The 23,648-nt window shown below is 40.7% G+C and carries 18 protein-coding genes; 4 read left to right on the top strand and 14 right to left on the bottom strand.

Annotation, left to right across the window (positions count from 1 at the left end; all coding sequences use genetic code 11):
* Positions 1-879: 879 nt before the first annotated feature.
* A complete protein-coding gene (locus MHB50_RS06295) occupies positions 880-2,103 on the top strand; it encodes an MFS transporter (protein ID WP_205179813.1) in 1,224 nt (407 codons plus the stop codon).
* 254 nt (positions 2,104-2,357) lie between these two features.
* Here MHB50_RS06295 and MHB50_RS06290 read toward each other — a convergent pair whose 3' ends face one another.
* Positions 2,358-2,834 carry a DUF523 domain-containing protein gene (locus MHB50_RS06290; RefSeq protein WP_077114184.1) on the bottom strand — a complete coding sequence of 159 codons (477 nt, stop codon included), beginning with the start codon at positions 2,832-2,834 and terminating at the stop codon, positions 2,358-2,360.
* 138 nt (positions 2,835-2,972) lie between these two features.
* Here MHB50_RS06290 and MHB50_RS06285 point away from each other — a divergent pair, with 138 nt between their 5' ends.
* The 3 genes from MHB50_RS06285 (at position 2,973) to fabZ (ending at position 5,044) form a co-directional block, all read left to right on the top strand.
* Positions 2,973-3,560, top strand: coding sequence for a lysophospholipid acyltransferase family protein (locus MHB50_RS06285; protein WP_077114186.1), 588 nt, complete (start codon positions 2,973-2,975; stop codon positions 3,558-3,560).
* A 70-nt stretch (positions 3,561-3,630) separates the two neighbouring features.
* A complete protein-coding gene (locus tag MHB50_RS06280) occupies positions 3,631-4,647 on the top strand; it encodes a ketoacyl-ACP synthase III (protein ID WP_328799806.1) in 1,017 nt (338 codons plus the stop codon).
* Positions 4,613-5,044, top strand: coding sequence for a 3-hydroxyacyl-ACP dehydratase FabZ (gene fabZ, locus MHB50_RS06275; RefSeq protein ID WP_205179817.1), 432 nt, complete (start codon positions 4,613-4,615; stop codon positions 5,042-5,044). The genes MHB50_RS06280 and fabZ overlap by 35 nt, the downstream gene beginning before the upstream one ends.
* 120 nt (positions 5,045-5,164) lie before the next feature.
* Here the strand turns inward: fabZ and MHB50_RS06270 are convergent, their stop codons facing one another.
* From MHB50_RS06270 to MHB50_RS06210, 13 genes are all read right to left on the bottom strand, one after another.
* Complete coding sequence (locus tag MHB50_RS06270) at positions 5,165-5,536, bottom strand: multidrug efflux SMR transporter (protein WP_205179819.1); 372 nt, start codon at positions 5,534-5,536, stop codon at positions 5,165-5,167.
* The gene (locus MHB50_RS06265; RefSeq protein WP_205179821.1) at positions 5,499-5,786 is read right to left on the bottom strand and encodes a hypothetical protein; all 288 of its coding nucleotides are present in this window, start codon (positions 5,784-5,786) and stop codon (positions 5,499-5,501) included. Before MHB50_RS06265 ends, MHB50_RS06270 begins: the two co-directional genes overlap by 38 nt.
* Positions 5,787-6,279: 493 nt before the next feature.
* Complete coding sequence (locus tag MHB50_RS06260) at positions 6,280-8,709, bottom strand: transglutaminase-like domain-containing protein (protein ID WP_340085046.1); 2,430 nt, start codon at positions 8,707-8,709, stop codon at positions 6,280-6,282.
* 13 nt (positions 8,710-8,722) lie between these two features.
* Positions 8,723-9,898 (bottom strand): DUF58 domain-containing protein, encoded by a 1,176-nt coding sequence (locus MHB50_RS06255; RefSeq protein WP_205179824.1) that lies wholly within the window; start codon positions 9,896-9,898, stop codon positions 8,723-8,725.
* Positions 9,899-10,004: 106 nt separating this feature from the next.
* Positions 10,005-10,952, bottom strand: a complete 948-nt coding sequence (locus tag MHB50_RS06250; RefSeq protein WP_205179825.1) for a MoxR family ATPase — start codon at positions 10,950-10,952, stop codon at positions 10,005-10,007.
* 36 nt (positions 10,953-10,988) lie between these two features.
* Complete coding sequence (locus MHB50_RS06245; protein WP_205179826.1) at positions 10,989-11,672, bottom strand: ECF transporter S component; 684 nt, start codon at positions 11,670-11,672, stop codon at positions 10,989-10,991.
* Positions 11,665-13,359 carry an ABC transporter ATP-binding protein gene (locus MHB50_RS06240; protein ID WP_205179830.1) on the bottom strand — a complete coding sequence of 565 codons (1,695 nt, stop codon included), beginning with the start codon at positions 13,357-13,359 and terminating at the stop codon, positions 11,665-11,667. Before MHB50_RS06240 ends, MHB50_RS06245 begins: the two co-directional genes overlap by 8 nt.
* Positions 13,299-14,213, bottom strand: coding sequence for an energy-coupling factor transporter transmembrane component T (locus MHB50_RS06235; RefSeq protein WP_340085045.1), 915 nt, complete (start codon positions 14,211-14,213; stop codon positions 13,299-13,301). The genes MHB50_RS06240 and MHB50_RS06235 overlap by 61 nt, the downstream gene beginning before the upstream one ends.
* A complete protein-coding gene (locus MHB50_RS06230) occupies positions 14,210-14,782 on the bottom strand; it encodes a DUF4430 domain-containing protein (RefSeq protein WP_205179833.1) in 573 nt (190 codons plus the stop codon). The genes MHB50_RS06235 and MHB50_RS06230 overlap by 4 nt, the downstream gene beginning before the upstream one ends.
* A gap of 15 nt (positions 14,783-14,797) precedes the next feature.
* On the bottom strand, positions 14,798-16,720 hold the full coding sequence (locus MHB50_RS06225; RefSeq protein ID WP_205179834.1) for a prenyltransferase/squalene oxidase repeat-containing protein: 1,923 nt from the start codon (positions 16,718-16,720) through the stop codon (positions 14,798-14,800).
* A gap of 29 nt (positions 16,721-16,749) precedes the next feature.
* Positions 16,750-18,870, bottom strand: coding sequence for a DUF4430 domain-containing protein (locus tag MHB50_RS06220; RefSeq protein WP_340085044.1), 2,121 nt, complete (start codon positions 18,868-18,870; stop codon positions 16,750-16,752).
* A 162-nt stretch (positions 18,871-19,032) separates the two neighbouring features.
* Positions 19,033-20,124 (bottom strand): DUF4430 domain-containing protein, encoded by a 1,092-nt coding sequence (locus tag MHB50_RS06215; RefSeq protein ID WP_340085043.1) that lies wholly within the window; start codon positions 20,122-20,124, stop codon positions 19,033-19,035.
* Positions 20,125-20,217: 93 nt separating this feature from the next.
* The gene (locus MHB50_RS06210; RefSeq protein ID WP_340085042.1) at positions 20,218-23,628 is read right to left on the bottom strand and encodes an InlB B-repeat-containing protein; all 3,411 of its coding nucleotides are present in this window, start codon (positions 23,626-23,628) and stop codon (positions 20,218-20,220) included.
* Between the last annotated feature and the right edge of the window lie 20 nt (positions 23,629-23,648).

Below are 23,648 nucleotides of genomic sequence, written 5' to 3'. Positions count from 1 at the left end.
CCAATTAATGGACGGTCCTCTCTCATATCAATGAATCAGGGCGGGACCAAAGACAAACAGTAGGATCATCGGTTTTTAGCGATCCTACTCTCCACCTTCATCAGTCTACATTTCATAGCAATATGAAAAACAGTTCTGTCTCTTTCAAAACTGACTTGCTTTATCTCCTTGGACCATCTGAAATATCGGGAGAAGAGCACTTAAAATGCTCATTCTTTTGCCAGCAATTGCAGCTCAATCGCTTCCATTTATAGAGCAAGCCCTATACTACTTTTTTTATGACTCCAACAGCTATCTCCTCTTCCGAAAATGAATTGCGTTTTTCCGAAGCCCTTAAGACAGGTTTCACATATTCCCTATTTATAGTGTGGGTTTGTGTTTTCATATGATATGATTTAGAAAAAGGGACCTCATATCGGTTATTTTGATACGAAATATGAACGAATCAGTCCCGTATGTCTTACACGATAGCGGATGTCACTGTCCAAGCCAGAAATGCCATTCACTTCTTTTAAAATTCCAGGGATAAAGGGTACAGCTATTATTAATATCCTCATGGAAGAAATCCAGAAAACATCGTTGAATCGTCACAAATAGCAAGCTCGTCATGCAAATGTTGAAGCTTAATATGAAACGGCATTATAAAAATTATGAAATATTCATATAAATCGAGTTGGTTTTAGCATAACATAGAACCAGCGCTCTTCTTTCACTGCAAAGAGGCGCACCAGCCCTAAAAGTAAAGGGGGAATACAAATCGTTAGTAATTTTTCAAAAAGCCTAAATCAATCCATTTTGTATGGCCTTTCGTTTGATTTATTTCTCGAGTGCGAATAGATTCTCGTCAAGAATAAGTAATTTTTATTGAGGAGTGTGAATATGAGGAAACCTACTTTTATATATACAAGTATTGGAAGCGGATTTTTTGCTTTAACACTCGTTTGGACAGTATATAACGCATATATGCCGATCATCTTGGGAGACTTTATTGAAAGTCGAGCAATCCGCGGTTCCATTATGGGACTAGACAATTTACTGGCCGTCTTGTTGATTCCCATCATTGGGGCTTGGTCGGACCGACTGAAAACGCCACTTGGCGGACGATTACCATTTTTACTCGTTGGAATGCCATTAGCAGCCTTATTTTTTATTATTCTTCCTTTTTCCAGTCAAACGACTCTTCTCATCTTGCTTATTGTTGATATCATCTTTTTATTGGCGATGACTATTTTCCGTGCGCCAGTCATTGCGTTAATGCCCGATCACACTCCAAAGGACGATCGTTCAAAAGCAAACGGTTATATCAATTTCATGGGCGGGATCGGCGCTTTAATCGCTCTTTTCATTTTAGCCCCACTTTATGATCAATCAATTTATTATCCATTTTCCATAGGTGGTATATTATTATTTCTAGCTGCCGTTCTCTTATTTTTTGTTGTTGAACGAAATCCAAAGTATGCTGCTGTCCATCAAGAAGAAAACGAAGAGGTGAAGGCGTTACAAGCATTAAAGGAAAGTGCTTCTAAATTATTCCATACAGATTTTCGAGGGCATTTATTTATTTTACTAGCAATCTTTTTATACTTTATAGGCTATAGTGGGCTAGAAGCGCAATTTACTGTGTACGCCACTGAACATTTACAAGCAAGTCCCGGAGATGCGGGGTTGACACTTGGTTTTTTTAGTTTATCATTTGTCGTGTTTGCAATTCCTGCGGGTATCATTGGAACACGGCTTGGCAAAGGAAAGACGATGTTACTCGGGTTGGTTTTCTTACCTATTGTATTTTTAATCATGCCTTGGCTCAGTTCCATGTTCGTTCTGAAAATAATCCTATTTATTGGCGGAATCGCTTGGGCGTTCATTAACGTGCAGGCCTATCCGCTCGTTGCCGATCTGGGAGGACTGACAAAAATTGGCTTTTTTACTGGAATGTATTACTTGTTCTCTATGTCAGCATCTGTCATTGCACCCGCGACACTCGGTTTAACAATGGACTTATTCGGACATCCAGCATTATTTTACACTGCCGCTCTTACATTTGTTATCGCCTATTTGTTGCTACAAACGGGAATAAAGCAAGTAAAGGGAAAAACAGCTTAATCTTTAGACGAAAATGAAAAACGCTTATCCATTTTTAAGATGAAAATAAGCGTTTTTTTTATTTGAAGGTCGGTCTCAACATTGATCACAAACCAAAGGAATTGTTTTGGATATTCCCTTCATATCTTGATCGCTCCCCGAAATAATAAATAGTAACCATCTCCCGCTGCATCCTCTTGCGAACATAAGTCTACCACTTCACGCCCTTTTTTTGTTATCGCCTATGGTCTTACCGTTTATCCCACTTTATTTAGTTACATGTTCATCAATGAATCAATCAATTCCTCATCCAGTTGCTCCTCAGAAATGACCCGAAATCCGTTTCTTTTTAATAATGCGGAAGTAACTCCGTCCCCAACAACTTGATTACCTTTGAACTCTCCGTCATAGATCATGGAACTTCCGCAAGAAGGGCTGTTTTCTTTCAGAATAACAATGGACGCATTGATTTCCTTCGCTTTTTCCAAAATGGCGTAAGCCCCTTTTATGTAAAAATCCGTTACATCCGCGCCTGATTTTGTCAGGACTTTTGCCTTGCCATCCAAGACATCAAAACCATTACCGGCTAAAATTTCCGCTGGTTCTCTTGGAATCGGCAACCCACCGCATAATTCAGGGCAGATCATGGCCGCCTTCTTTTCCGCCACCAATCTATGGATTTGTTTATTTAAACAATGTGTTCCATTATATCTAACTTCAAGTCCTGCCAGACATGAACTGACCAAGATCATTCAACTGCCCCCTTTTTCTTGATTCTCTACCTATTTTACTATATGTAAGATACTTATGATTTCTCATTGAATATTTTTTACACTTTCTATATAATTAGAACCAGGTACTAAAACTTGGTGACAAATAAGGGTGATTTTATGTATTCATTCGTTTTAATCTTGGCAACGATCATAATTCGAACTCTTGGTAAAGTGGAAGTTCAAAATAAACAAACACTCCCTCGTAAAGGGGGCTATGTTTTAACTTGTACTCATAAAGGATGGCTGGATGTTGTCGTTCTAGCCATTTGCACGCCACGCCCGATCCACTTTATGGCAAAACAAGAACTGTTCCAAAACAAGTTGATTGCCCGTTTTCTTTTTGCGATCAATGCCTTTCCGGTCAACCGCGAAACCCCTTCACCCAGCAGCATCAAGATACCTGTTAAACAATTAAAATCCGGAGAAGTTGTCGGAATATTCCCCGGGGGAACAAGGACGGTAGAAGATGTTTCCTTAAAGCGAGGAGCCGTTACGATCGCCAATTTGGCGAAGGTTCCAGTCGTTCCCGCAGCATACGAAGGGCCTGCTACTTTAAAAGAACTCGTAAAAGCGCGAAAAGCTACAGTCATTTTTGGAGAACCCTTCCATGTCAATACAAATAGTAAAGATGAGTTGAATGCTTTTACTAATCTTCTATCCGAAAAAACACATTTTTTGCAAAGCCAAATAAGCAAACAAAATTGAGTTTTATATGGTTGAGAATGTTACCAGGTCATAATATCTACTGATCTAAAGGAGCGATTATATGAATAACATCCCATCCAAAGCAAGAATAACCGCATTAGGAACTTATGTGCCAGAAAAAATACTGACAAATGATGATTTAGAACAAATGGTAGATACGAGCGATGAGTGGATTGTACAAAGAACAGGCATGAAGGAAAGAAGGATTGCCAATGAAAACGAATTTACATCCACATTGGCATTCAAAGCGATAGAACATTTAATTCAACAATACAACAAAGATCTTTCTGATGTGGATTGTATCCTCGTATCAACCACAACACCTGACTTTACATTTCCAAGTGTAGCTAGCCAAATTCAAGAGCATTTTCGCATTCAGCAAGCAGGCGCAATGGATCTGAATGCGGCTTGCGCCGGATTTACGTACGGATTGCATGTGGCCAATGGGCTCATTACATCCGGCCTTCATCGTAAAGTCTTATTCGTCGCTTCAGAAACCTTATCCAAGATCACGGACTATACAGACAGGACGACATGCGTCTTATTTGGAGACGGCGCAGCAGCAGTTTTAGTGGAAAAAGATGAGGAACTGCCAAGTTTCATCGCAAGCCATATGGGGACCCATGGAGCAGGCGGGATACATTTATATCGAACAAACTTATCCAAGCAAATGCATGGAAATGGCCTCAGTAAAATTGGGAAAATTGTCCAAAATGGAAGAGAAATATATAAGTGGGCTTCACGTACACTTCCATCGGGTATAAACGAGTTGCTGAAACAAGCAGGGATGCAAATGGATGACATCGACTGGTTTGTTCCCCACAGTGCCAACTTGAGAATGGTCGAATCTATATGTGAAAGATCGGGCTTATCCTTGGATCAAACATTGACAAGCGTTGAATATATGGGAAATACATCTTCGGTTTCTATCCCATTGGCATTACAAATTGGGATCAATGAGGGCAAATTGAAAACCGGGGATACCCTGTTAGTTTATGGATTTGGCGGAGGTCTTACACATGCAGGACTGATTATGAAGTGGGGTGCTGATCATGTTGGACACCCAAAAAGTGAAGGATATAATTAGACATCGCCATCCATTTCTATTGGTTGATAAGGTTATAGAGCTGGAAGAAGGAAAAAGAGCAATTGGAATCAAAAATGTAAGCATAAATGAACACTTTTTTAATGGTCATTTCCCTGATCATCCAGTCATGCCGGGTGTATTAGTTGTAGAAGCATTGGCTCAAGTAAGTGCAATTGTCATGCTATCTAAAGATGAAAACAAGGGAAACATTGGGTTATTGGCAGGAATAGATAAATGCCGTTTTAAAAAGCAGGTAAAACCAGGAGATCAGCTCCGGCTCGAAGTTGAAATTATGCGAGTAAAAGGTTCTATTGGCAAGAGAAAAGGAATTGCTGCCGTTGATGGGGAATTAGTTTGCCAATTGGAACTCATTATTGCATTTAGTGATCAACCGTAAAAATCAGCCTGGGGAGTCGCCCCTCCCCTTTCCTGAAAGAATGTAAAGCTTCCCTGATCATTTTCTCCTATTTCGCGTGTCATTACCATTACCTGCGACACTGTTTGAATGACTTTCACCTTACACTTCCATTTTATATTTTTCCGCATTCATTTGAGTCTTGCTTGAATCGCTTGATTCCGAATTGACATTGAGCAAGACGACCCCGACGATAATGAATAAAATAGCAAAACCCTTTGTCACCGTTAATGTCTCCTTGAAAACAAGATATCCGATAATGGCAATAGCTGCCGTGCCCACCCCTGACCAAATCGCGTAGGCAACACTTACCGGAATGGTTTTCAAGGAAAAAGTAAGACTGGCAAAAGCAAGTATGTAAAAGACAATCATGGAGATGGAAGGAGTCACTTTGGTAAACCCTTCGGACAACTTCATCGAGACGGTTCCTGCTATTTCAAATAAGATTGCGACTGCCAAATAAAACCAAGACATATTCTTCCTCCTTGTCGTTAATGATGGCACATCCACCATCATTGCTACATTTTCTTCTAGTGAGTTCATTGACTGGGCATAAAAATAATGGCAGTGAGCGTAATTCTCCACTTTCCATCCCAAGCTTCAGAAGCTGTTGGGTCGTAAGCCATTCAAAGTGGTTCATTTTGTTTATTCTCTCTGAAGCCAACCGTTCATTTGCTCTGAACTCTGCTTTGGGAACAATCAAGCAGTCCGCCATTGCTTTCATTGTAAAACTTTCACTCCTACAATTGCCTAAAACACATGTTGCTTCGATAATCGTTCTTTTGCTGTTCCCTTGTTCCGCACGACATCATTCCATTGCCAGTTCAACCTTTTAACCTACGATTTTAAAAACGGGGATCAAACATAAACGTTCTCCAATACGGTTATTGGCGTTTGGATTATACTATTCAGATACCACATTCGTCAATGGAACGCGCGAATAAAATTCAAAAAAAAACAGCCATCTTATTTGATGGCTAAGCCGTATTTTCCCACGTTTTCCTCAAAAAGGTGTTAGTTCGTACTGTCTCCATTCATCTCTTTTCGATCATATCGCTATTGAAAATCCCGGTTTCATCCAATTCTGCAAGGAAGCCTATACACCGAGCCTTCAAAATCGGCCGCTCAACCATGGCGGGGCCGACATCTGTTCTTCCGCATGCATAGCATCCAAAGCATTGAACACCCTTGCCTATCCCCCATAAATGTTTTTTTCATTAATAAATAAAGTCATAGAATTTCATCTTTACACGCTGCAACATATTTTTCGATTTCACCAGATCAGACAAGGTTTGATTCATAAAATGTTTCACCTGGATATATTGTTCTTCCGTGATTTCATGATGACTATAAATAGATTTTTGATTGATTTTCACTACTTGTTCAAACTGTTGTATATATTCTTTCGAATACTTCTTTTCCAAGGCCTCCACATAAGAAAACGTTGAGCCCCCCTTTTTGGGAATCCCGTCATAATGTAACAAGAGCATGATATATGCAAATAGGTTGGGAATGAGTTCCTTATAATTTGTCCCTTCAAAACTTTCCTTTCTTTTTCGGACGTCTCTTCTTTTTTTCATTAAATATAACATATAACCTGCAAGGAGCAGCCCTATCACAATGATGATGGCGATTGTCCATTTTTCCAATAAAGACATTTTTTCTTTCGGTTTTTGTTTTTTCGTCTTTTTGTGTTCTCGATCTATCACTTCTTGTTTTCCGGAAGGTGCGTTACTGGAAGATGGAGCCACTGACTGATGATGATCGGGTGCCGCAGCTCCCGTTGGATAATTGGATAGATCTGTTTTCTCCATCATATGATAGTAAGGCGGAGTGACCTCGATCGGAATCCAGCCAATTTCATCAATATAAATTTCTGTCCAAGCATGGGCATTCGTGCCATTTATCGTCATTTTTTCAAATGGTGAAGTTCCTTTGACGTCCTTTGGTGTAATCAAGTAACCTTCCACATATCGTGAAGGAATACCTAAGTAGCGGAACATGACCGTCGCCGCTGTCGCAAAATGCGTGGCATATCCTTCCTTTGTATCTTCTAAAAAATGCATGAGAAAATCTTTGTCTTTCTGAACGGGCTCCACATTCATGTTGTATGTCAAATTCTTTCTTAAATAACTTCTTACTTCTTCAATCGCTTGCTCATATGATCGCCGAGTCTCTTGTTCCTCTTTGATCATCCCGAGATGGTTCTGAAGCAACAATCTTGTTTCGCGCGGAATGGATGTATAGTTTTCATAAACAAACGCATTATAATGGCTTTCATTCTTTAAATACTCATCCACTGCCACATGATTTTTTGCCTCATACAATTGACTTGCCAACGCAGGATATTTTGTTACTAAATTAACTTTAGATTGATACTTATAAAAGCGTTCACCGAAAAACGCGGTAGACATCACCTTACTATCAGCGAACGTTTTTACTTTGTCAAACTGATCTTTTCTCGTTGCCAGTTCATAGGGCACATAAAGATATTTGCTATTGGCATTTACATTATGAATAGTAATTTGGATATTTTGATTTTTTTTTGAAGCGACAGTTGTCATATCGGACACAGTATTTAACTGATTAAGCGCATGAAAATGCGATTTGTTCAGCCAATAAAATAATCCATGTGAATCATAATAAACACGCTGATCCAAGTCCGTCCAGCGTTCCTTAGTATAAACAGAACCCACATAGCCTCTTAAATAAAGCGATGTCGGCTGATCCATAATGACTTCAAGAGCAGGAACATCCAACAGTTTAAGCTCGCCAAGGTTTCTGAAGTCTCCTTGAGTAAAAGTGTTCGTTTTCTCTTTTTCATAACGAAATTCAGCCACTTTATTCGTTAATGCATATTGTAAATCAGCAATTGTTTCATTTTTTGAATAACCCGAAATCGGTTCAATCATATTCAATATAAGAAAAGTACTGCTACATAACACAAGCACAATCAATGAAACGGAAAGAACGACGCCATTTTTACGATTTCCGAATAAGGGCCCCCGGTCTGTTCGATGTATAAACGAGTCGTTGACAACGAATAATGCGCTAAAAAACAAAAGAACATGATGATAAATACTGGGCGTCATTCCCGTATATATTTGAAAAACAAAGAGGGGCAAAATAACGATCCACATCAAAAGAGCTTTACGATATCGAACGATGACATGACATCCGAATGCGAGCATGACCGAAACATAATTCCAAAAAGAACTGGCGGCCAGCCGATATTGATCCGCGTCAATCGAAATCGCATACTGCTTCATCATAAATCCGGTATGAATTCCTATCGTTTCCGCTATTTGGTTATTGATTAACAACAAGCCGGCGATCATCAGCTTATGTTGTATGACCAAAAATATGATCAGCAGAAACAGGAAAGACGCAAGCAATGCGAAGCGTAATGTAGATCGCCCAAAAACGTTATTCAAAAAGGCAATCAGGAAGAAGCCGGGAATGACGGCTAAAAAGGACACATCTTCCAGACGAAACATTGATAATATATTTAATACAAGTGCTGTATATAATAAGCCCGAAATCAACACATTCCCCATAAACCGCCAGTGAGTTGCTCCCTGGCCGCTTTCCGCTTTTCTGTTCAAAATGTGAATGTGGCTGCCCACCGCTTGCAAATGATCATTCATTGCTACATACCCCTTATATACTAAGCTGGCGTAATTCCTCTTCTACATTGTTTGGCGTAAAGATCGTTCCTTCCGCTGTCAGCCGTTCTCTATCATCCGGTAAAGATTCTACGCACTTTAATACCGTTATTTCTAATTCACTCGGCCAATCTTCGGCGAATCCACCAGCCTGTTCCGAAGTGATATAGACGATATGAGAACATATCTCTTCTCCCATATTCAAATAATGCCTCATGACAGATTGTTCACTTTCCAACATTTGTATCTGTAGGAATCTGCTGTATAAACCAATGAAATGATCAACAGAATAGACTTCCTCTATACATAAGTGATTCGATTCATGATCAAACCAACCGATTGAAATCACATGTTCATATTGCAACAATGAGTTTGAAATCGAAACAAAAGCTTCCATCATCGCATCTGTTACTGCGGGCGCTTCTCTTTTACGCCCCGGAGAAATCGAAGTTTCCAGTAAAATGAGAAACGAATGATCGACCGTTTCGCTTAGTTCCTTTACAATCACATCATCGAACTTACTGGTTAATTTCCAATGAATTTGTTTCACATTGTCACCGGGAACATACTCCTTTATGCCGAATATTTCACTGGAATCGCTCCCTTTTTTTACAGCGGCCGACATGACGCCATCTCGATGTTCTACATTCGCTTCACTTAGATCGATCGCCGCCAAAAAAGTGTTTGGCAAAACAAACAGCCGGGCCATCGACTTCGGCTCGCTTCTTGTTGAAAACACACCCATAAAATCGTAACAAGTGACTTGTTCGATCCTCAGTTCTATGCAACCGCTATAAGCACTAACCATTTCTAAATCGATCCGTTCCCGCGCCTTCGCATTGATCGCGAAAAATACATGCTGTTTCCGGTTTTCGTTTTCACCGGTCAAAAGATTGCGAACCGATAAAGTGCATTTTACTTTTGCAATGGGCAAAAAGGAATGGTTTTTTGCTCGCAAATAGATAGCACCTTCTTCATGTTTATGAACAGTTCCAACTGTTTCAATGGAGATCACCAATCTATTTTTTATCATGAGAATGCTCATTCCTAAAAAAAGGACGATCACAATTGAAGCAACGAGTAAAAATAGCGCAAAATAAGAATCAGAAAATACATAGAATAAAAGAACAAATAAAAGCAAGAGAACCATTTGTATTCTTGATTGCAGCATCCTTTTCCCCCTCGACCAACATGCTCCGCGGCTGTTCATGTTCATTCATGCGCTTATTGCCGTTCTTTCCATTGAGCGTGCCTCGCCGCATGACCGGATTCATATATTAATTCATGGCCATCCCTTGAATATCCGGCGTTTTTATTTCTGCTAAAATTTCTTCTAATACATGATGTGAACGTTCATAGGTGATTTTCGACTTTTGGTCTAAAATAATTCGATGATTACAAGTATCAATAAACAGATCAATCACATCTTCAGGAATCACATAATCCCTACCTGTGACAAAAGCATTTGCCTTCGCAATTTTACTTATGGCCAACGCTCCCCGCGGGCTTATCCCTTGGACAATCAACGGGTGCTCTCTTGTCGCCTCTGTTAAGTGCGTAATATATTCTAAAATGGCGTCTGATACATGAATCCGGCTCACTTCTTGCTGCATCTCAATGAGCTCTTCCCTGGAAATCACTTCGCGTACGAGATCAAGCGGCTGTTCAATCTGGCGATCTTTTAAAATTTCTACCTGACTTTGAAAATCTGGATAGCCGATGCTCATTTTTATCATGAAACGATCCAATTGAGATTGAGGCAGTAATTGTGTTCCATACGAGCCGACTGGATTTTGAGTTGCAATGACATGAAAAGGTACTGGTAAAGGATATGTCTTTCCATCAACAGTTACTTTTTTTTCTTCCATTACTTCCAACAAGGCCGCCTGCGTACGACTGGATGTCCGGTTTATTTCATCCGCCAAAAGCAAATTGCACATAACAGCCCCATGTCGAAAAATAAATGTCCCCTGCTCTTTCTCATACATCGTAAAGCCGGTGACATCTGAAGCAACCACATCGGGTGTAAATTGAATGCGATTAAAATCTAACCCCATCACCTTGCTAAAAGCGAGGGCAAGTGTTGTTTTTCCTACCCCTGGAATATCTTCAAGCAAAATATGGCCTTGTGCTAAAATGGCCATAAAGGCTTTTTTGATAACGTCATCCTTCCCTTTCATCACTTTCTTTATTTCATCGATCACTTCTTGAGATTTATGGTTCATCACTAAATTCTCCCTCGTTTTTTAAGTCAAATACGGTTACATGCCATATTTCACTCTTATTCTTTCTAATTTTTCACCGATTGGCTTAATCGTCAACAATAAAAAGATCACATTGGACACCGCATAAACCGCCATAAAAGGCAATGAAAGCGCCACGGTTGCCACGTAGCGAGAAAAATGAAACGTACCATCCAACGCCATCACAGTCCATATATCCATCAGTAAAGAAAAGACAATACCCGCAAAGATCCCATATAAAATAAGAAGCAATCGCCGACTTTTCAACTGCTCACTTATATATGGCAATCCTGCGATAAAACCAATCATTCCCCATGAAAACATCTGAAAAGGTGTCCACGGTCCTTGTCCGAAGTAAAAATTGGAAAGAAGAGCAGATAAAGCCCCGACTAAAAAACCCGCCTCCGCGCCAAAAAACATCGCCGTAATCACAACAATCGCAGTAACAGGCTTAAACCCCGGAAGGGCCGCGAAAATAAACCGTCCCACTACCGACATCGCAATCATGACAGCTAACATGACCATTTTTCTCGTATTCGTTTTCCCGCGCTCAAAGGTAAAAAAAATCGGGACAAATGATAAAATGGCAATGAAAATAGAAATAACCATATAACTCCGATCACGAAAAGGAATAACACCTAACGCGATCAAAAGAGGAATGAGAAATAAGATCATCAAATAGGTTGTTTGTTTTTTATACATGTGCATACTCTTTTCTCACACCATTTAACCGGCATATTTCAATCACATCTTCACAAGTGATCGCATTCTCATAACGATGCCGCGATATCCGATTCGCCGCCGTCGTATAAAAATGATTATTGGAAAAAAAGGGTCCCGGCTTGTCGATCGACACAATTTCCTGGTCAAAAAACAAACCGCAGCGATCGGAAATTAACGCGGCGAATTCAACATCGTGTGTGACAACAATCATCGTCACTCCCTGCTTTTTTAAATCCAGTAAAATATCGCGTAAAACAAGCTTGGAAAAGGCATCAATTCCTTTTGTCGGCTCATCTAATAAAATAATCTTCGGTTTTAATAAAAGTATTTTTCCGAGTGCTACTTTTTGTTGCTCCCCGCCGCTTAAGTCATAAGGATGCTTGTCTAATACATGCGTAATCGAGAGCATTTCGGCAACTTCGTTTGTATATTTTTCAACCAATTCTTTTGTATAATCCATTACTTTGCCGATTTCCTGATAATCTTCGCTCACAGTCGCTTTCAAAAAAACCGTCTGCGGGTCTTGGGGCAATAACGCTAAAAGATGCTTATACAGCTCCTTTCCTTTATATTTTTTTATATTTTTCCCCTGAATGAAAACATCCCCGCGATATGCTCTATTTTGACCGGCTATGACGCTTAGTAACGTTGTTTTTCCCGAGCCGTTTCCTCCAAGAATGCTAACAATCTCTCCTTTTTTTACTTCAAGAGAGACTCCGGCTAATACATCCGGTAAATGTCTTTCATAGCGAAACCAAATATTTTTCAGCTGCAAGACAGTTTCTACTTCGCTATCATGATCCCTGTTTTCACAATCTACTCGGACAATATCGTTGTGAAAATGCTGTAAAAAAGCTCTGCCTTCACGAACCGTCAAAGGACTTTGCCCTTCCCCACCTACCCCATAAAAAATGCGGACAGCGCTCGGTAAAGCTTGCAACATGTTATGAGTTGCGTCGATTTTCTTTAATTGCTGCCCGACCGATTCCGGGCGTTCATTGAGGATGAGATTGCCTTTTTCCAATACAATGACTTGATCGGCGATCGGCAAGACTTCTTCCAAGCGATGCTCTGCCAACAAAATGGTTACACCTAAATCTCGATTTATTTTTTGTAATGTGCCAATAAATTCTGATGCCGCAATGGGATCTAACTGAGATGTCGGCTCATCCAAAATCAGCACTTGCGGTTGCATCACCATAATCGAAGCCAAGTTTAACAACTGCTTTTGCCCACCCGATAATTCCGTTGTTTTTTTTCGAAACCAGCCGTGAATGCCGAAAAAATTCGCCATTTCTCCGACTCGGCGGCGAATGATAGATGTAGGAACACCGATGTTTTCCAAACCAAACGCCAATTCGTGCCATACTTTATCGGTTACGATTTGGTGTTCCGGATTTTGCATCACAAAGCCGATATCACTTGCCGCCGTTCGTTCGTCCAATTCGTCAATGTTGACCCCTTTGTAATAAATATCCCCTTGCCGTTTTCCATGAGGAGACAGCTCCCTTTTTAGCAATCGTAATAGTGTCGTTTTGCCTGAGCCGGATTCACCAAACAGAACAATAAATTCTCCTTGTCGAACATTAAAATGTATATTTTGAATCACACTTTCCTTTTGCTGCGGATAGGTGAAACCGACATTTTCGACCTTAATAATCTCCACTGGATATTCTCCTTCGCTTCCATAATACAAGGAAAAAACATGAGTAAAAAAATACTGATATAATGGATCAGGTTTGCTGAAGTGATGGCGAATGGAGATATGAACGGATAATAATGAAACGCAAAATCTCCTTTGTGAAAGCCGATCACGATCAAAATGAGCAGTAATACCAGAATGCCAAACATCCAGCGATCCCTTGCCTCCACTTTAAACAACGAAAAATTCGTCCGTCCTTTCAGTCCATACCCCCTTGCCTTCATCGCATCTGCCTGGTGGATCGCATTTTCCAAAGACCAAGTCAACATACTATTGAAAACGCGCATACCGCTCAACATTTTATCCGTTACACTTTCACTCGTATATAAGCCCAGTGTTTTTTGCGCCTGGTGCACTTTTTTTATTTGCCATTTAAATAGCGGAATAAATCGTAAAGCCATAGAAACAACTAAAGCCAATTTCGGAACCGCTTTTCCAAACAAATAAAGAAATTTATCGGCCGTCACAAGCTCACTATACGATTTGCTCCAAAAAATAATGGCCACTAGCATTGTTGCAATCGCCACGCCATAGATGATCGCTTCAAAAGTCACAGGATTATCATTCATAAAAAAGAGAATCGTTTCACCATTATGGCTAAATAGTGGATTGGTTATCGCAATTAATAAAAACACGAGCAAATAAAAGCCGATATCCTTACAAAAGGTTTTCAATGGTGTCATCATCGCGAAAAAAAGCAAACTCCCGATCAGAGAACAAGCTAAAACGACGGGATTTAACGTAAACATCGTAATAAATAGAACGAACACGTAATAAAAAAATAAAACGGCTGGATGAAACGAGGAAAAGCTCTTCATTTTACTTTCACCTCGTTTTCGTTCATGTTTCGTTTAAATTCATGGCCTACATCTCTCCCCAGATCACACGTATAGTGAAACTCGATCACATCTCCATCTTCCAACACATATTTACTCACACCATAATCGGGAAATGTCCCATTTACCGCGTACATCCAACCACTTAAAGGACCGCAGGAAAATTCATAGAGATGATGAATCCCTTTGATATAAACACTTCCAAACGCATTTTCATCCGCACCTTGAAACTCCATATGGATGCGATTATGGCGAACTGTCCGGTGCAAAATATCAAAAACTGTATCCCCTGGCCGCAGCACATATTCTGTTTCTTTTAAAATGACACCGTCTTTCGGAACATATTTTTCAGATCTTAGTTCAGGAGATAATTTATCCCAGTTCTGTAAAATCGTATCAGCCCGGATACTGATCGTAACCGTTTCTGAGTCTTCTCTTATGTCATCAATATGCGTTAAGTAATACTCATCGACAGATTGAATCTTTGTCCCGGAGATTAAGACTGCCACGAGGAGAGCGATAAAAGCGAGCAGTAACAGATCTTTTCGCAACGTCACTCCCCCTCGCTACATATTCTCGTCGGTGACAAGCATTTTCTGTTTTAACTTTTCCAGCTTCCTTTTTCTTCGTCTCCATATGAATACCATTGTCGCTACAACAAGGATGATACCAATGGCGATAGAGATCATGCGCGCGCGAATGAGATTATCGATTTGTGTTTTTGACTTTTCAACATCTTCATAACTTAATATTTTCTGTTTGTCATAGGTACTCAATTGTTCATAACGGGCAACAATATCCTCGACATGATCCTTATCTTTGATCGAAAGCTGATGAAAAGGATACAACTTATCCAAAATATCCTTGTTTAAGGCTTCGATTTCGGCCTTGATTTTTTCTATGGCCGCTTTCTTGTCATGTAAATCATCTAAAAGATGCTCATATTCGTTGCGATTTTCTGCCGCTTCTAATTTCTCAAGCAGTTTAACGACCTCTACGTAATGTTCTGTAGTCAACTTTTGCGGTAATTTTTTGGCCTGATCTTCATCTTCTTTTGTAAAAATAGCAGGTGAAAAGACTTCTGCGTTTTGATTAAATAAAGGCGTAATCGTACCATTTCCACTTTTTGTTTCGCCGATGTTTTCAGCAATCCGTTCTGACGTATTTTCTATCTGTAAAGAATTCATCGCATCCGCCAGTTTGGCGTAATTAAATACGTAAGACCTTTCAGCGATCGGAATCTTCAAATAGGACGAAAAAATCTCCTTCACTTTTTCACGATCTTTATTTGACACGGGCTCTGGCAAATTCTCAATCGCATGTTGAAGCGAATGTATTTGTTTTTTTAAAGGGGCATCCATTTCACTGCGAAAATCATAAAGTGTTCGATAGTCGCCATAGTAGCGATATAGTGCGACAAGAGCATATAACGCTTGTTCACTTGCCATCGGATTCGATTCATTCGGCAAAGACGACGGGTTTTCGGGATCATATGTCTCTGAATGAATAAACCCGCCATCATTCATTTGATATTTCTTCAATCCATCAAGTAACGTATTGCCATTTTTTATAAATCTTTCATCTTGTAGTGGGTCTATCCCGAGTGCTGTTAAGGCGACGACCACTTGCGCAATGCTTTCTACATTTTCCGCTTCCTGGCTCGCATAGCCCCCATCATCCAATTGCAATGTGGACAACGTCTCAATCGCTTCATCAACCGCTTGACGCACTGTTTTTGTTACTTTTTCTTCTGCCGCCTTTTGTTCATACGTATACACTTGTTCGCTATTATAGTAAGGCGCCAATGCTTGCAAAGCCATTGCCGTCATATCCGGATCGGTTTGGGGGCCATGTAAGGAAAAGCCGCCATCAGGCAATTGCATGCGTAAAATTGCTTGTATCATATCATTTCGATCAGCAGACGCATCCTTTGGCACTTTATAACGCATACTGTCAAGCGTGATCAATCCCCAAATCCAACCGTTTATCCCTTGCTTGCCGAGCGATTTCGTCTTGCCGCGATCATACGTACCATCTGCAATGAGGTTGATCGGCTGTCCCTTCTCATCTTTTCCGATTTGTGTCGGGTCGCCGCCCATCGCTAAAATCGCTAATGAGATCCGATGCCATTCCGTCGCTTTTGAATCACTCAACTTATTTTTTTGTTGATAACGTTGTGTAACCGTATCGCCAATGACCGCCAAATAGGCTTCATAATCGTCAGGATAGCCAATTCTGCCAATGCCGATCGGATACCAGTCTCCCGTGGTATCCCCGGCATTTTCCAAAAATGGATTGTTCAGTAATGGATCTCCCGCGCTCAAGCCGATACTGCCCTTTTTCCAATTGATAACCCTCTCTATATCTTCTAATAGAGCTTCCGGTTCCACGGGCGGAGTTTCCGCATCTGCCGAAGCGGCCATCGTGACGACAGTAACGACCGATATGATGAACACTGTCACAATTCGTGATACATAATTATTCTGCATGCTTACATCCTCACTATCGAAATCCTACTTTACCATTCCTTATGATAATTCGTTCCCGGACTTCCTCCGCCAATATCAGCGCCCAATGCCAGCGTAAAGCGAATTCGAACGACTTGACCATCTTTAAAATAATAATCGGCAAAACCGACGTTCGGGTAATGGCCGTTCACACTATACATCCACCCCGCCCCACTCGAAAAATCAAACTCACCTAAGAAGTCTGAATAGTAATCATTTAATTCAAAATCTCGTTCAACGAGCTCAGCTAAGTCTGCAGGAATGACCGGATTCGTCACTAAACCCGGTTTATAAATGGCTTCTAAGTAGAATGAGTTTTCATGTTTTCCGGTATAGTCATACTCAATGCCATATTCTTTAAACACCCGGTCAATCGTCCTAGATCCGGGTTCGTTTGGATAAAGATCAACTTCTTGTGGCGGAATGATATAGCCCAGTCCGATCGTAGACGCTTCAAGACTAAACGTTATCGACCCAATCTTTTCGTCTTCGTTGGCAATTTCCCCATATACCGTCAGTTCGTATGTCCCGATACTCCCGCTTTTTTGGTCTATGGCTGTTATTTCAATATGGTTAGGTCCATTTTGCACATTGAGAGAATAACTAACTAGTGTCCCATTACTATGATTATAAGGAACCCTTTTCCCATTGTTTGTAACGGTAATCGCTATATGATTACTTTGCAGCTGCTTGCCATTATCATCGACCACCTTGACATGGAAGGTTTGTCTCGGGTTTCTTAACGTTTGCCCGTCTTCAAGATCCGGTACGATGATCTTCAGAATATTTTCCGCTTCATCGCCATCTTCCTCTTCTGCTTCACCGCTTTGAGGTATTGCGTAAGTAACGGTATAGTCTTGGGTAAGTGTTTTTTCACCACTTTTGGCTGTTAGTGTGAAGAAGTTTGTGCCTTCTGACAGCGTTACGGAATAGTTTCCTTTTCCATCATCCTCAATCGATTCATCATTGAGTGTCACAGATAAATCCGCTTTTTCGTCTCCATCTTTAGCAACCGCAAAAAAGGAAAATGCGGCGTGAGTGACCTCTTGATCCTCTAAATTAGTGTCTATGGTTAATTCTGATTCCGTTTCTGGTTGCTGATATATAACGCTATATGCTTTTTCCGCTTTTTTTCCTTCATGTTCTGCGGAAATAACAATGTGATTCTCCCCGGCATGTAAAACCGCTTCGTATTGATGCGTGCTTGCTTCTTTCAATGGGCCATCATTTACAAGGACCGTTAGCAGTATCTCTTCACCATCGACTTCAGCTCTCGCTTTAAATGATAGTTCTTGTTTATTGACTTCAGCTTTATCTTCCAGATCAGAATAAATGATGATTTCTTTTACTTTTAAAATAACGGTATATGTTTTAGAGACAGAAAAGATCTTGCCGTCTTTATCTTCATACGTTACTTTCACGGTGATTGTATTTTGACCTTCGGCCAAAGTAACCGAGCCTTTGAACTTTTCTTCTAATTGCTCATTCACAAAGACCTCTGTCTGTTTCACGATGTAGTCATGTTCTTTTTGCTTAATGCGAAACGAATATTCTTCATCTGTTACAACTTCGCCATTCACAATGGTCGTTGTAAAATAGTCGTTGTCTTTTAAGCCATTTCCATCGGTTACATGATCAGGATCTTTGATTTCAATATGCGGGGAATCGTTGTCCACTTGATCGCCTTCACCCGAATGTCCAGTATCTTCACCAGTTCCCTGGCCTTCAGCATTCTCACCTTTTGTGTATCCGTCACTGTTATGGCCATGTTGTTGATTTGCTTGTCCCTCTTTACTCTGCTTTTCTTTTTTAGCGTGTTGGAACTCTTGCTGATCGTTTTTTTCTTCCTCGTTTTCTTTGCGGTCTATATTTTCTTTATTCTCTCGTTCACTTTGACTGTCTCTTGTCTCTTCCGCATGGACTAAATGTTTATGGTCGCTTACTAAAGGAACACGCGAACTGTTGTCTGACGTATCTTTAAGAGGATTATCAGGAAGCACGGTCTTTTGATGACTTAGAGCGTAACCGACATACGTCATGAAAAAACTTACAATGAGAAATGCGGTTAACACTTTAAACATTGTTTGTCGCTTTGGAAAAGCCCTTTTCAGTTTATTCATTATTTTTCCCATAAAAATACGCCTGCCTTTTACTACCATTGTTTCATTCCTGTACTCATCGAAGCAGTCAAGAGTATTGTCCTCCTTCGGTCACTACAAGAAAAGGAACGGCTTGAAATGAATCGTTGTAAAAGCCGGAAAATATAAGCTTTTACAACGATATGTTGCTGCTTGTTAGGCGGCTTTCTGAGCAGTCAGTTCTTCTTCCGCCAATTCTATTTGACGAAGAGCCTCATCTATATTTGCTTGAGTGGCATCGACTGTTTGAAGAACATTTAACGCATGATCATAGGCCTCTTTCAATTCTTTTACAGATAAATATTCTTCTTTCTCACTACTGCTATTAATTTCCGCTATCTTTTTCGTTAGTGCATCTTTATTGACCAACTCAAAAAAGTTGTAATCCCAACCGCCTCCAATATCCCTACCCAAAGCGATTGTATATTGCACACGCATCACATCGCCGTCACTCAGATAATAATCAGCGAAGCCGACATTGGGAAAGATGTTATTTACTGAATACATCCAACCCGATAAACTATTAAAATTAAATTCTCCCAATGCCCCATCATGATAGTTTTCCTCGTCATAGTGACCATTCAATGCCTCTTTCAAAACCTGGGGAATGGCAGGAGGTGACTTATAAATATTGTTAGTTCCATCCAACAAATAGGAAAGATAGAAACTATTCTCAAGTGTTCCTGTATGGTCGTAATCGTACCCGTACTTTTTTATTAAAGCGTCTAATTCGTGTGATGCCCGTCTTCCTTTCGTAATATCCACTTGTACAGGTTCAATGACATAACCGAGACCGATGGTGAACGCCTCTAAACTGAACGTGAAACTGCCAATTACATCGCCATCTTCCGCTTCTTCACGAATTAACGTATATTGTGCGGAATACGTTTTCCCATTATAATCAACAACAATTTCAACTTTGTTTTCCCCGACCTCGAGCTGTAATGTATAGCTCGTCTTTTCCGAATCATCCCAATTAACCGCTACCGGGTTACCGTTATTCGTTACTTTTACATGTGAAGCTTCGATCTTATTACCGTCACTGTCTTTTGCCCATAGATCAAACGTAAGTTTATCCGCTTTCGTCGTTACACGATCTTCCAAACTAGTTGTAATCGTCACTTCGGTTGATTCTATTGTGTTAATGCCGTCAACTACCGAGTTGGCACTTGCCGCTGATGTCATAAAAGGCATTAAAAGGATGAACAAAATGAATAATAAAGAACAACGTTTCTTTAGTGTATTCACACCTTCGCCTCATTTCTTTTATTAATGGACGTACTACAAAGTGGGCGCTCTAAAACCGTGAGCAACCTCACGATTTTAGAGCTGGACTTCCATTTAAACTGATCTTTTTTTACGGACGAAGTAAATGGCTATACCTGCGATGATGAAAACTAGACCAATGATCAGCAAATTAAACATATTGGTCGCTGTGTTTGGCAATTTTTTGGCGCCGTTGGAAGCTTTTTTCTTTCCATATTCTTGGTTCTGTTTGGCATTTGCATGATCACCAGAAGGACGCTCTCGTTTTTTATCTTTATTTTCATCTTCGGCCGTTTTAATTGCGGGTGAACCAACAATGCCCTCATTTTCCGGATCTTGTGCTTGATTCTCCTTTTCTAGTTCGGTTAATTTTTCCTCCAGCGCTTCAAGCTTACTCATATTTGAAACATACTGCCTTTGCTCTGCCGTTAAGTGATCATATGCTTCTCGGGCGGCGGCTACTGCTTCCTTATGCGCGACAGTCAATTTGTCCAGGTCGGGAAGTTCTTGGATCATATTTTCAACGATTTCAGCTGCTTCCTTGTTTTTGGCTTCTTGTTCCAAAATGATTATTTTAGACTCCAATGCAGATAATTGCGCTACATTTGAAACTAGTTTTTTCTGCGTTTCTGTAAGACGATTATAAGCTTGCCGTACTGTTATGACCGATTCTTTATCCGATAAATTGATATCGGCTTCTTTCGGAAGCCTATGAATCATGTCCTCCACCTTTTTAGCAGCTTCTTTATCTGCTAATTCGGCCGCTATTTGTAATTCTTTGAGTTTCGCCTCTAGTGCAACGAGCTTATTGGTATTAGCCACTAATGTTTGTTGGACCTGCGTTAATTGATCATATGCCTTGCGCGCTTCCGCGACCAGCGCCTTCTGGTTTAGTGATAGTTGCGACACTTCAGGGAGCATGTCAATCATCGTTTCCACTTTTTTGGCCGCTTGTTTGTCCAGTGCTTCCTGTTCCAATTGACTTAATTTCGTTTCAAGTGATGTGAGTTTTTCAATATTCGGCACTAACTTTTGTTGGGCCTCTGTTAAGCCATCATAGGCTTGTCTTATTTTGACAACAGACGCTTTATCATCTAGACGGATTTCCGATTCATTTGGAAGCCCGGCGATCATCTGTTCAACGATATCGGCAGCGGCCTTATCCGCCTCGATTTGTTCCAATTCAAACATTTTTTCTTCAATTTCGTCGAGTTTTGCTTTATTGGCCACTAAATCTTGCTGTGATGCTGTTAAACGATAAAACGCTGTTCTCGCATTTTCAACGATTGTTTTATGGTCTAATGTCAATTCTTCGACTTCAGGCAATTCAGCAATGATTTGTTCGACAGCTTGTGCCGCTTCTTTATCTGCTGCTTCTTGCAATACTTTCAGCTTTGCCTCTGTCTCAACAAGCTTTTCTACATTGGTGACAAGACTTTGTTGTACTTCTGTTAAACTGTCATAAGCCAAACGGGCATTTTCTACTAACGCTTTATCTTCTAGCTTTAGATTCGCCGCTTCTGGCAGCTGTTGGATCATTTCCTCCACTTTTTTAGCGGCTTCTTTATTGACTAAATCTTGTTCTAACTCTAATAATTTCGCTTCTAACGCTTCAAGCTTTTGTATATTGGCAACGAATGTTTGCTGCGGTGGAGTCAAGTTGTTATAGGCCGCTCGCGCCCCTTCAATGGCCTCTTTATCATGAAGGGTTACATTCTCGATATCAGGCAAAGCCGCAATCATCTCTTCTACTTCCTTTGCTGCTTCTTCATTTGCGCCTGACTCATCCACCCATTTTGCATAAAACGTTTTATCTCCATAGCTTCCGCTCGCGATAGCTGTTACTCGTTCGCCTTCAAAGCTTGGATTGTCATACCAGCCTTCAAATCGATAGCCTTCATGTTCCATTTGCCCGGCTGCCGGAAGTGGAATTTCCGCGTCGTCTATCGTATATGTTTTCGGTATGTCATCCCCAATTAAAGTCCCGCCATTTGTTTCATAATGGATGTTATATTCAATGTTGTCATACTGTGCATACAATGTAATATCGTGTTCCGGCATGACGAGCTTTTCACCGGGTAGATAATCCGTGCCGCTTCCGTCTTGTTTGGAATTCCAAGCTTTGAACTTTTTCCCCTGGATGTTTTTACCTTCGGGAATTTGCACTAACGCATAAGGTGAAACCTTGTTTGTTTGTACTTCACCATTAGAATGGAAGTTGGCATCATGTTTTTTAGCAGCCATGTTTTTGTATTCGCCGTTTTTCATATCGGTCATATCATATAAGGCATTCATTCCTTTTTTAAACCGATCATAGGCAATCAGTCCATAAAGCGATTGTTCGGTCGCCATGGCATTTACTCTATGTCCCGAACCACCGCCGCCGTCATTTCCTGTCGTGACATGCTTAAAACCGCCTATTTCTGGCGAAGAACCACTGCCATCATCCCAAAAAGTGAGGAGTGCATCGATCATATTGTTCGTCCAAACGCCATCCTGAACAGCGCCCTTTTGAATAAAGCTCACATGTTTGCCAATCCGCTTAAGCTCCACATTTTCTTGTAATGGATCGATGCCCAGAGCCGTTAGCGCGACAATTACTTGGACAGTACTTTCCGCATTCACATTTCCAAAAGCGGCGTATGCTCCGTTCTCCTGTTGCAGAACAGACAACATATAAATTCCTCTTTCCACGGCTGCCGCAAACTCTTCATATGACGCCTCCGCCCCGCTCGCAGCATAGCGCTTTTCATCACCATAGTACGGAGCTAACGCTTGCAGCGCCATCCCTGTAATATCCGGGTCTGGGTTGCCAAATAAAGACCAGCCTCCCACCGTTCCGTCAGCTTGCGTAATTTCTTTACTTAAAATGTAATCAATCATTTTTCCGAAAGTATTTACGTCCGGATTTGTGGAATCAGGATAAAATTCATATCCTCCCGTATTCATTGCGATAATTTCCCAAATCGGCCCATTAATTCCTTGCCTATAAGAAAAACGATATGAGCTGGATAATTTTTCAATAAAGTCGTAGCCTGCTACATCTGTAATATCGTAGCCTAATGCTGTAAGCGCCAGAATGAGACGCGACCATTCAGTAGATTTAGCCCGATGAAGGTTTCCTTTTTTATCCGCCACATATTGTTCGATCCGGCCAAGATAATCTTCAAAATAGGTATCTGGCACATGGTTCATGTAATCGTGACCCGCATACATGCCTCGCAATAAACCCATGACAGCCCATTCTCCACCAACCGATCCCATACTTGGCTTTTCTAGCGTTTCAAGTATGTACCTGGAGGAAGCATTCATATAAAAACCGATTTCCGGTTCCTTATCTTCCCAGAAGCGAATGTCCAACTCTTGATAACCTGTTCTCGGATCGTAAGCCTTCCCAAAAGCAACTTGCGGCACAATGCTTAACATCAATAGAAAAGTCAGTAAAACCGCAGATAACCGTAACGAACGCTTCTTAATAACCCCCACTTTTTTCCCCCCACATTTGT

This window comes from Siminovitchia sp. FSL H7-0308, assembly GCF_037980985.1.
Taxonomy (GTDB): Bacteria; Bacillota; Bacilli; order Bacillales; family Bacillaceae_C; genus Siminovitchia; species Siminovitchia thermophila.
Note: the sequence above shows the minus strand (reverse complement) of the source record. Positions and strands in the feature narration are given on the sequence as shown.